We start from the raw sequence: 10,101 nt of genomic DNA on the forward strand, positions 1-10,101 counted from the left end.
ATACTGCGCGACATTCTTGACGGGAGTGCCGCGTGGCTATCGATATTCACTGGATTCTTGACGACGCCAGCCTGGCCCGGCACTGCGCCGACTGGCGGGCATTGCCCTTCGTGGCCCTGGACACCGAGTTCATGCGGGTCGACACCTTCTACCCGATCGCCGGCCTGCTGCAGGTCGGCACGGGCGAGCGGGCCTACCTGATCGACCCGTTGCAGATCGCCGACTGGCGGCCCTTCGCCGCCCTGCTGGAGGACCCGGCCGTGGTCAAGGTGCTGCACGCCTGCAGCGAGGATCTGGAGGTCTTCCAGCGCCTGACCGGCAGTCTGCCGACGCCGCTGTTCGACACCCAGCTGGCCGCCGGCTACCTCAACCTGGGTTTCTCCATGGGTTATTCGCGCCTGGTGCAGGCGGTGCTGAACATCGAACTGCCCAAGGGCGAGACCCGCTCCGACTGGTTGCAGCGGCCGCTGTCGGACACCCAGATCAGCTATGCCGCCGAGGACGTGCTGCACCTGGCCGAGATCTATGCCGCGCTGCAACAGCGCCTGTCGCCGCAGAAGAACGCCTGGGTGCTGGAAGACGGCGCCGAGCTGGTGGCCAATCTGGGCCGCGAGATCGATCCGGACGAGCTCTACCGCGAGGCCAAGCTGGCCTGGAAACTGTCCCGCCAGCAGCTGGCGGTGCTGCGCGTGCTGTGCGCCTGGCGCGAGCGCCAGGCGCGGGCGCGCAACCAGCCGCGCAACCGCATCATCCGCGAGCATTCGCTGTGGCCGCTGGCCCGCACTCAGCCGGACAACCTGGTGGCCCTGGCGCGAATCGAGGACATGCACCCCAAGACCGTGCGCCAGGATGGCGAGACCCTGCTGCAGCTGATCGAGGAGGCCGCCGCCACGCCGCCGGCCGCCTGGCCCGAGGCGCTGCCCGAGCCCTTGCCGGTGGAGGCCTCGGGCCTGCTGAAGAAGTTGCGCGCCATCGGCCAGCGCCAGGCCGAGCGCCTGGACATCGCCCCGGAGCTGATGCTGCGCAAGAAGACCCTCGAGGCGCTGCTGAAAAGCGGCTACCCCGATGGCCCCTATGAACTGCCGGACGCCCTGCGCGGCTGGCGCCGCGAATTGATGGGCCAGGCGCTGCTCGACTGCCTGGTCGCCGAAGGAGACCCCGCGTGAAGCGCATCTGCTCGATCTACAAAAGTCCGCGCAAGAACGAGATGTACCTCTACGTCCTGAAAAGCGACGCCCTGGCGCGCGTGCCCGAGAGCCTGCTGGCGGCCTTCGGCCCGCCCGCCCATGCCTTCGACCTGGTGCTGAGCCCGGAGCGCCAGCTGGCCCGCGAGGACATCCACAAGGTGCTCGACAACCTCGAGCAGCAGGGTTTCCACCTGCAGATGCCGCCGGCCGAGGAGGAATACATCGAGCACCTGCCGGAAGAGTTGCTGCGTCGTAACGACCCGGTCTGAGCGCCACTGGCCGAGGAGCCCTTGCCATGCCCCTGCTGATCGCCGAAGCCGCCCACGCCACCTACGCCGAACTGCTGCGCCAGACCGCGCCGCAGCTGGAGGTTCGCGGCAGCGCCGACCCCGCCGAGCTGGAGCGCTGGGCGGGCGAGTGCCCGCTGTGGCTGGGGCAGCCCGACCTGCTCGCCGCCTTGCTGGCCCGGGGCCACAGGCCGCAGTGGCTGCAGTCGACCTGGGCCGGCATCACCCCCTTGCTGGCGCCTGAGTTGCCGCGGGACTACCGGCTGAGCCGCGCCGTGGGCATCTTCGGCCAGGTGATGGCCGAGTATGTGCTGGGCCACCTGCTGGCCCACGAGCGCCGGCTGTTCGCGCGCCTGGCCGCCCAGGTCGAACAGCGCTGGGACAACGGCCTGCCGCGCAGCCTGGCCGGCCGCCGGGTACTGATCGTCGGTTGCGGCGACATCGGCCAGAGCGTGGCGCAGTTCCTCGCCCCCTTCGGCGTCGAGCTGTTCGGCGTCGCCAGCCGGGCGCGGGCGCAGGCACCCTTCGTCGAAGTGGCCGGCATGGACGCGCTGCCGCACCTGGCCGCCGAGGCCGATTACCTGGTCAACCTGCTGCCGGATACCCCGGCGACCCGGGATATCTACGACGCGGCGCTGCTGGCCCGGCTCAAGCCCAGCGCCGTGCTGATCAACGCCGGGCGCGGGGTGGCGGTGGTCGATGCCGATCTGGTCGCGGCCCTGGAACAGGGGCGGCTGGCCGCCGCGGTGATCGACGTCTGTCGCCAGGAGCCGCTGCCGCCCGGCCACCCGTTCTGGACCGCGCCGCGCCTGCTGCTCACCGGCCACAGTTCGGCGCCGACCGAGCCGCCGTTGATGGCGCGGCTGTTTCTCGACAACCTGGCGCGCTGGCGCGGCGGCCAGGTGCTGCGCGGTCAGGTGGATTTCGCCCGCGGTTACTAGCGGGTGCCATTCGGCACCGCGTCCTTGGCCGCAGGCGGGGGCCACGCTAGACTGCCGCCCCCTTTTCTCCGCACCCCATTGCCCGCCATGGCCGCCAAAGTCGAACCCTTCTGGAAACGCAAGACCCTCGCCCAGCTCGATCAGGACGAGTGGGAGTCGTTGTGCGACGGCTGCGGCCTGTGCTGCCTGCAGAAGCTCGAGGACGAGGACGACGGCAGCGTCTATTACACGCGCATCGCCTGCAAGCTGCTCGACCTCGACAGCTGCCGCTGCACGGACTACGCCAATCGTGTGCGCTTCGTGCCCGACTGCATCCAGCTCACCCCGCCCCAGGCCGATCAGTTCCAGTGGCTGCCGCCGACCTGCGCCTACCGTCTGGTCAGCGAGGGCAAGGACCTGCCGCTGTGGCACCACCTGGTCTGTGGCGATCCGCAGGCGGTGCATGTCGAGCGCATCTCCCAGGCCGGCCGCATGCTCAGCGAGAACAGCGTGGCCGAGGACGATTGGGAAGAGCACCTGATCTTCCGCGCCGGCTAGGCCCACGGCGGCCGACGCCGTTGCAGTGCCGCCGGCTTTGTGCAAGCGTAGCGGTCGCCGACCCGGAAGTCGTTCGACCCAGACCCGGTCTGTGTATCGATCCGCCTCTCTTGCCAAGGAAATGTCCCCCATGACGATTCGTCGCACCCTGCTGTCCGTCGCCCTGTCGCTGCTCGCCGTCCCGCTGTGGGCGGCCCAACGGGTCGATCTGGACTACCGGGTGAAACTCCTGCCGGACAGCGACCAGGCCGAGGTCAGCCTGACCCTGGAGAAGGGCGAGCGGGTGCTCGGCCTGGATTTCGACCTGGGCGAGGAGGGCGCCTACTCGGACTTCGCCGCCGATGGCCAGTGGACCCAGGACAGCCCCGGGCGGGGGGTGTGGCAGCCGGCCAAGGGCCGGGCGAAGCTGAGCTACCGGGTGCGCGTCAGCCATCTGCGCAACGGCGAGCACTATGATGCGCGCATGACGCCCGACTGGGCACTGCTGCGCGGCGACGACCTGGTGCCCAGCGCCAGGCTGCGCCAGGAGGACAAGACCGAGCTGGTCGCGCGCCTGCAGTTCGACCTGCCCAAGGGCTGGCGCGGGGTGGAGACCGGCTGGCCGCGCATCGGCAAGCACAGGTTCCGCATCGACAACCCGCTGCGCAAGTTCGACCGGCCCACGGGCTGGATAGTCGCCGGCAAGATCGGCACGCGCCGGGCCAAGCTCGGCGAGACCGAGGTGACGGTGGCGGCGCCGGTCGGCGAGGGCATGCGGCGGATGGACATCCTCACCCTGCTGACCTTCGTCTGGCCGCAGATGCAGGCGGTGTTCCCGCGGGACCCGGCCAAGCTGCTGATCGTCGGCGCCGGCGACCCGATGTGGCGCGGCGGCCTGTCGGCGACCAATTCCTACTACATGCACGCCGATCGCCCGCTGGTGAGCGAGAACGGCACCAGTTCCCTGGTGCACGAGCTGGTTCACGTGTTCAGTCGCATCAGCCAGCGCGATCGCAGCGACTGGGTCGTCGAGGGCCTGGCCGAGTACTACGCCATCGAGATCATGCGCCGCGCCGGTGGCCTGAGCGAGGAGCGCTACCAGAAGATTCGCCAGCAACTGAGCAAGTGGAGCAAGCCGGTCAAGAGCCTGCGCGGCAAGCGCTCCACCGGCCCGGTGACCGCCCGGGCGGTGTTGCTGTTGCAGGAGCTGGATCGCGAGATACGCCAGGCCACCAAGGACAGCCAGCCGCGCTCGTTGGACGACGTGACCCGTGGCCTGATGCGCCTGGACAAGGTCAGCACCCAGGACCTGATCGACATCAGCGAGAGCGTCATGGGCGCGCCGTCCGAGGTGCTGGACACCCGGCTGCTGCGCTGACCGGCGGCGCGGCCTCATCCACCCTCGGAGCGTTTAAGGGAGTCGAACCATGCTGGGCATCGAGCATTTCGGTCTTTTTCTCGCCGCCACCCTGGCGCTGAACCTGACGCCGGGGCCGGACATGTTGTATATCGCCTCGCGCGCCAGTGCCCAGGGTACCCCGGCCGGGCTGGTGTCCAGCCTGGGCATAGGCGTCGGCTGCCTGGTGCATGCCCTGGCGGCCGCCTTCGGCCTGTCGGCCCTGCTGCTGATGTCGGCGCTGGCCTTCAGCCTGGTGAAGTGGGCCGGGGTGCTCTACCTGATCTGGTTGGGGGTACAGCTGGTGCGCGCGGCCTGGCGCGAGTCCCCCGGTCAGGCGTTGGCCCCGGCCAGCTTGTCTCGGGTGTTCTGCCAGGGCGTGCTGGTGAACCTGTTCAACCCCAAGGTGGCGCTGTTCTTCCTCGCCTTCCTGCCCCAGTTCGCTCGGCCCGACTCGCCGAATTTCGTCTGGCAGATGCTCCTGCTCGGTCTGTTCTTCAGCCTGTGCGGCACCCTGGTCAATGCCGGGGTGGCGCTGCTCTGCGGGCACTTCGGCAGTCGTCTGGGCAATCGCCCGGCCTGGCGCCGCTGGCAGCAGAGCGGCGCCGGGGTGTTGATCATGGCCATGGGCATCGGCCTGGCTCTGACCGAGCGGCGCGGCTGAAACCCTCTAGTACTGCGGCCCGGATCGGGTGTTGTTGCCCTTGGCCAGGCGATCGTAGAGCACCACGTTGACCGTGGCGGCGAGGTTCATGCAGCCGTTGGTCGGCACGTACACCACGTCTTCGCACCAGGCGCGGATGCGCTTGTCCAGCGAGCCGTCTTCCGGACCGAAGATATAGAACGCCCGATCCGGGTGGGTGTACTCGGGCAGCGGCCGGGCGCCCTCCACCAGTTCCACGGCGACAGGGGTGCAACCCAGGGGGATGATCTTCTGCAGGTCGTCGATGGCGATCAGCGGGATGTCCAGGTGGACCTGTTTGGTGTCGGTGACGAAGTCGCGGGCGCGCTCATAGCGTGTGCCGGTGTAGAACACCGAGCTGACCCCGTAACAGCCGGCGGCGCGCATCACCGCGCCGACGTTCTCCGGCGACTTGGGGTTGAACAGACCGATGCAGCTGTATCTCTTGTTCGCCACGTACTGACCCCTCGGGCAAAGGGCGCCAGTATAAAGGGGCGCAGGGCGGGCCGGCCTATTCTTTGTTCTTCAGCAGCGCGGCGAGGTCGGCGAAGGCCTTGTGGGTCGCCTTGGGGCCCTGGGGGCTGGCGGTGGAGCCTTCGCTGAAATACTGCTGGTCGGTGTAGCGCGAGTGTTCGTTGTCGTGGCAGTACAGGCACAGCAGCTCCCAGTTGGAGCCGTCCTGGGGGTTGTTGTCGTGGTTGTGGTCGCGGTGGTGCACCGTCAGCTCGCTCAGGCGCTTGCCGGAGAACTCGCGACCGCAACGCCCGCAGACGTGGGGATACATCTTCAGGGCCTTGTCCCGGTAGCCTTCCTCGCGACTGCGCTGGGCCTCGGCGAGGATGCGGTCGAGCTTGGCGGTGGGCGAAGGGGATTTTTCCGTGCTCATGGTCTGTTCCATCGTGGGGTTCGGGGCTTGCTTGCAGTTTAGTCCTGCCGGCTGTCGCCGAGAACCGGGCGCGGGGCACTTTTGCAGGCCGGCGCGGCCCAAAGATCGAGTCCCGCCGAAGGAGGCCGCCGATGCGTATGCTCATTCTGGCCTTGCCATGGCTGGTGGCGTCGTGGGCCACTGCGCTGGCGGCGCAGGGCTACCCGGTGCAGGCTCCCCAGCAGCGTCCCGCCGGCTCGCCCGGCACCGCCACGCCGCAACCCTTCAGTCAGCCGCAGCCGCGCAGTATTCCCGGCACGGCCCCGGACAACCTGCCGCTGCTCATCGACGGCACGGGCAACCGGGGTGGTCCGCTCAACCCACGGTCGGCTCCGCCGCCCCCCAGAGACGCCGAGTTGCCGCTGCTGGAGCAGCAACTGCGGCGCAACAGCCAGCGCCTGGGCGACTGATCAGAGCTGCTGCTCGACCATCTGCCCGTCGACCATGCGCAGGCGTTTGGACATGGCCACGGCGATGGCGCGGATGATCTTGGCGGCCGATTTGGGCGCCTCCTGCAGCATCTTTTCCAGCGAGTCCTTGGCCAGTACCAGCAGGGTACAGTCGCTGACGGCCACACAGCTGGCCGAGCGTCGCTCGCCATCCAGCACGGCCATCTCGCCGAAGGCGCGGCCCTTGCGCAGCTTGGCCAGCTCGACGGTTTCGCCGCTGGAGTTGGTCTTGCGGATCGACACCGCGCCGAAGTGGATGATGCACATGAAGGTGCCGGCATCGCCCTCGTTGCAGATGACGGCGTCCGGTTCGTACTGGCCGATGTTGAAGTAGCCGGCGGCGTTGAGCAGTTCGGTCGGCAGCAGGCTGTGGAACATGCCGCAGTCCAGCAGCATGTCGCGGATCTCATCGATCAGGTGGGAGTTGTCGGGCATGGGAACTCTGGGGCTGTCCGGCAAGAAAGAAAGGGCGGGTTCAGGCTCGACGTTAGCGGCCCGGCAACCGATTGCCAACGGCCGTCCGCCACAAGCTGTGACCGGGCGCGCATTCAGGCGCCGGTCACCCCGAGCACCTTGAACAGGAAAGCATACTCCAGGGCCACGTCGCGCAGCGCCTGGTAGCGCCCGCTCATGCCGCCATGGCCTGCGTCGAGGTCGGTTTTGAGCAGCAGCAGGTGCTCGTCGGTCTTGTTGGCGCGCAGTTTGGCCACCCATTTGGCCGCCTCCCAGTACTGCACGCGGCTGTCGTTGTAGCCGGCCACCGCGAGTATCGCCGGGTAGGCCTGGGCCCCGACGTTCTCATAGGGGGCGTAGCCCTTGATCCGCTCGAACACCTCGGGGGCATGGGGGTCGCCCCACTCGTCGTATTCGGTGACGGTCAGCGGCAGATCGGGGTTCTGCATGGTGTTGAGCACGTCGACGAAGGGCACCTCGGCGATGGCCGCGGCGAACAGCTCGGGACGCAGGTTGAGCACCGCGCCGATCAGCAGGCCGCCGGCGCTGCCGCCGCTGATGGCCAGCCGCTCGGGGCGGGTGTAGCCGCGGGCGATCAGGTGCTCGGCCACCGCGATGAAGTCGTCGAAGCTGTTGTGCTTGTGCTCCAGCTTGCCGGCGCGGTACCAGGCCTCGCCCAGCTCGCCGCCGCCGCGTACGTGGGCGATGGCGAAGACGAAGCCGCGCTCCAGCAGGCTCAGGCGGGAGTGGGAGAACCAGGGATCGAGGCTCTCGCCGTAGGCGCCATAGCCATAGAGGTAGAGCGGGGCGGGTTGGCCGGCCTGGAGCACCTCGCGGCGGGCCACCAGGCTGATGGGCACCGCCGTGCCGTCCGCCGCCGTGGCCCACAGGCGCTGGCTGACATAGGCATCGGCGTCGAACGGGCCCTCCACCGGGGTCTCCTTGAGCACCGTCTGCTCGCCGCTGGCCAGGGCCAGTTGGCGGATCTGCGCCGGGCGGTTGAGCGCCTCGTAGCGCAGGCGAATCGCCGGGCTGTCGAACTCCAGATGATCCTGCACGTGCAGGCTGTAGGCCGCATCCGGCAGTTGCACCCGGTAGGCGGGTTGGCCCTGGGGATGCACCTCGATGATCGGCAGGCCGCCCTCGCGCAGGCTGAGGATGAGTGCGCGGCGGTTCAGGCCGACGCCCTCGAGCATCACCTGCGGGTCGTGCGCGCGCAATTGATGCCAGTGTTCGCGGGTCGGCGCCCGCTCTGGGTCGATGGCGGCATGGGCGTAGTAGAGGGCGAAGTTGATGCCGGCCTGGTTGCTGCGGATCAGCCAGGTCCAGTGGCCGTCGAGCTGGCCATGGTCGGGGTAATACTCGTGGCCCTCTTCGCGCAGGGCCAGGCAGCGAAAGGCCCGCTCGGGGGTGTCGGCGTCCAGCACCCAGGCCTCGCTGGTGGTCTTGCTGCCCAGCAGCAGCACCAGCTGGCGCTCGGAGCTGCTGCGGTAGCAGGTCAGGAAGAAGCGCCCGTCGCGCTCGTGGAACACCAGCTCGGCGCCGGCGTCACCGAGGCGGTGGCGATACAGCTTGTGCGGCCGGTGGGTCTCGTCCAGCTCGCCGAAGAACAGGGTCTGGCTGTCGTTGGCCCAGGTCATGCTGCCGTCGCAGTCGGCGAACGGCAGCTCGCGCACGCTGCCGTCGTCCAGTTCCTTGACGAACAGTCGGTAGGTCTCGTCGCCGCTGGTGTCCAGGCTGTAGGCCAGGCGCCGGTGATCGGGGCTGACACTGAAGGCGCCGAGCGACAGGTAGCCGCCGCCCGCCAGCTCGTTGGGGTCCAGCAGCAGCTGTTCGGCACGCTCGTCGATCTGCAGCGAGTCGTCGCTCGGCCGCGGGCAGCGATAGTGCCGCGGGTATTCGTCGCCGGCGGTGGTGCGCTGGTAATAGAGGTAGGGCCCCCAGGGCGAAGGCAGCGACAGGTCGGTCTCGCGGATGCGCCCCTTGATCTCCTGGAACAGCGCCTCGCGCAGCTCGCTCTGCCCGGCCAGCTGGGCCTCCAGGTAGGCATTCTCGGCCTGGAGATGCGCGAGTACCTCGGCGGCATCGCGTTGCTCCAGCCAGCGGTAGGGGTCGGCGCCGGGTTCGGTGCGGGCGATGGGGGCGTGCGACATGCGGCTACTCCGGAATCAGCTGGGGGCCACGGCGGGGGCGCCGGGGCGGGTAAAAGCCGCTATCATAAGCCCCCCTTTGTAAGCCCCGCCATGCCAGGGACCCACGGTTTTATGATCGAGAACGACTATCTACTCGCCTGGAGCGCCTACGCCGTCGCGGCGCTCGGCTGCCTGCTGGTGTGGTTTCGGCTGACCCGCTGGATGTGGCGCTTTGTGCGCGAGCCGCTGCGTCTGCTGGTGGCGGTGCTGCTGCTGACCCCGACCATAGTCGACCCGGCCGAGGAGCTGTTCGCCCCGGCGATCGCCATTACCGCCCTGGACCTGCTGTTCAAGGTGGGCAACAACGCCTGGCGGGCGGTGGCCGACCTGGCCCTGTACGGCTTGATCGCCTTTGCCCTGTACCTGCTGTTCGTGGCCATTCGCTGGCCGATCGAGCGCTGGTGGCAGGGGCGGCGCGGCCCGGAACGGGAGGCGGCCGACGAGCAGGCGCCGACCCTGCGCGAGCTGATGCAGCGCGGTGGCGAGGAGACCGACGGCCTTCGCGATGTTCGAGGGGAGCGGCGTCTGCGGATCGAACCGCGACTCTGAGCCGGCCTGCGCGTGTCGGCTGGCGTCCGATGCGGCGGGCGCTCGGCATGGGGGTTATCCGCAGCTAGGAGGGCTAATGGACTGCGTGTTCTGTGGAATAGTGGCGAATCGATTGCCGGCCTACCGGCTGTACGAGGACGAGCATTTCATCGTCCTGCTGGACGTCTTCCCCTTGCGCCCGGCGCACCTGCTGGTGGTCAGCCGCGAACACGCGCCCCTGCTCCAGGACCTCGGCGCCGCCGCCGCTGAGCGTCTGTTCGCCGTTGCCCAGCGCATGGCCGGGGCGCTGCGCGCCGAGGGCTACGGGGTCGACGGCATCAACCTGCTGCTCAACGATGGCCCGGCGTCCAACCAGCACGTGCCCCACCTCCATCTGCACCTGATTCCCCGCCGCACCGGCGATCTGCCGGCGCTGCTCTGGCGCTCGCTGACACGCTTCCTGCCTCTGGGCCGCAAGCGTCTCGAGGGGCATTTTCAGCGCCAGGCGGCGCGCCTGCGCCACGCCCTGGCAGGAGACCTTTAGC

The 10,101-nt window shown here is 68.9% G+C and carries 13 protein-coding genes; 9 read left to right on the forward strand and 4 right to left on the reverse strand.

Going from position 1 to position 10,101, the window contains the following annotated elements; translation table 11 throughout:
- Window positions 1-32: 32 nt before the first annotated feature.
- The 6 genes from rnd to ACSX1C_RS02445 all read left to right on the forward strand — a co-directional run bounded on the left by rnd (window position 33) and on the right by ACSX1C_RS02445 (window position 4,991).
- Entirely contained in the window at window positions 33-1,166 is a 1,134-nt protein-coding gene (gene rnd, locus ACSX1C_RS02420) for a ribonuclease D (RefSeq protein WP_439888080.1), read from the forward strand.
- Complete coding sequence (locus ACSX1C_RS02425) at window positions 1,163-1,456, forward strand: YcgL domain-containing protein (RefSeq protein ID WP_439888081.1); 294 nt, start codon at window positions 1,163-1,165, stop codon at window positions 1,454-1,456. The genes rnd and ACSX1C_RS02425 overlap by 4 nt, the downstream gene beginning before the upstream one ends.
- A gap of 26 nt (window positions 1,457-1,482) precedes the next feature.
- On the forward strand, window positions 1,483-2,415 hold the full coding sequence (locus ACSX1C_RS02430; protein WP_439888082.1) for a D-2-hydroxyacid dehydrogenase: 933 nt from the start codon (window positions 1,483-1,485) through the stop codon (window positions 2,413-2,415).
- Window positions 2,416-2,502: 87 nt separating this feature from the next.
- Window positions 2,503-2,952, forward strand: a complete 450-nt coding sequence (locus ACSX1C_RS02435; RefSeq protein WP_439888083.1) for a YcgN family cysteine cluster protein — start codon at window positions 2,503-2,505, stop codon at window positions 2,950-2,952.
- Window positions 2,953-3,082: 130 nt separating this feature from the next.
- On the forward strand, window positions 3,083-4,309 hold the full coding sequence (locus tag ACSX1C_RS02440) for a hypothetical protein (RefSeq protein ID WP_439888084.1): 1,227 nt from the start codon (window positions 3,083-3,085) through the stop codon (window positions 4,307-4,309).
- Between the two features lie 49 nt (window positions 4,310-4,358).
- Complete coding sequence (locus ACSX1C_RS02445; protein ID WP_439888085.1) at window positions 4,359-4,991, forward strand: LysE family translocator; 633 nt, start codon at window positions 4,359-4,361, stop codon at window positions 4,989-4,991.
- Between the two features lie 6 nt (window positions 4,992-4,997).
- Here ACSX1C_RS02445 and ACSX1C_RS02450 read toward each other — a convergent pair whose 3' ends face one another.
- Window positions 4,998-5,465 (reverse strand): RNA methyltransferase, encoded by a 468-nt coding sequence (locus tag ACSX1C_RS02450; protein ID WP_318642270.1) that lies wholly within the window; start codon window positions 5,463-5,465, stop codon window positions 4,998-5,000.
- Window positions 5,466-5,520: 55 nt separating this feature from the next.
- Window positions 5,521-5,895, reverse strand: coding sequence for a YajD family HNH nuclease (locus ACSX1C_RS02455; RefSeq protein WP_318642268.1), 375 nt, complete (start codon window positions 5,893-5,895; stop codon window positions 5,521-5,523).
- A 131-nt stretch (window positions 5,896-6,026) separates the two neighbouring features.
- Between ACSX1C_RS02455 and ACSX1C_RS02460 the strand changes: the two genes are divergently transcribed.
- Window positions 6,027-6,344 (forward strand): hypothetical protein, encoded by a 318-nt coding sequence (locus tag ACSX1C_RS02460; protein ID WP_439888086.1) that lies wholly within the window; start codon window positions 6,027-6,029, stop codon window positions 6,342-6,344.
- On the opposite strand, the gene ACSX1C_RS02465 is transcribed toward ACSX1C_RS02460, so the two are convergent.
- Window positions 6,345-6,818, reverse strand: a complete 474-nt coding sequence (locus ACSX1C_RS02465; RefSeq protein ID WP_439888087.1) for a cyclic nucleotide-binding domain-containing protein — start codon at window positions 6,816-6,818, stop codon at window positions 6,345-6,347.
- Window positions 6,819-6,931: 113 nt separating this feature from the next.
- The gene (locus ACSX1C_RS02470) at window positions 6,932-8,989 is read right to left on the reverse strand and encodes a S9 family peptidase (protein WP_439888088.1); all 2,058 of its coding nucleotides are present in this window, start codon (window positions 8,987-8,989) and stop codon (window positions 6,932-6,934) included.
- Between the two features lie 111 nt (window positions 8,990-9,100).
- On the opposite strand from ACSX1C_RS02470, the gene ACSX1C_RS02475 reads away from it, so the two are divergent.
- Both ACSX1C_RS02475 and ACSX1C_RS02480 read left to right on the forward strand, forming a co-directional pair.
- A complete protein-coding gene (locus ACSX1C_RS02475) occupies window positions 9,101-9,577 on the forward strand; it encodes an MFS transporter (RefSeq protein WP_318642261.1) in 477 nt (158 codons plus the stop codon).
- 76 nt (window positions 9,578-9,653) lie between these two features.
- On the forward strand, window positions 9,654-10,100 hold the full coding sequence (locus tag ACSX1C_RS02480; protein ID WP_439888089.1) for an HIT family protein: 447 nt from the start codon (window positions 9,654-9,656) through the stop codon (window positions 10,098-10,100).
- The last annotated feature ends 1 nt before the right edge of the window (window position 10,101 follow it).

The organism is Pseudomonas sp. MBLB4123 (genome assembly GCF_051904775.1).
GTDB classification, from domain to species: Bacteria; Pseudomonadota; Gammaproteobacteria; order Pseudomonadales; family Pseudomonadaceae; genus Aquipseudomonas; species Aquipseudomonas benzenivorans_B.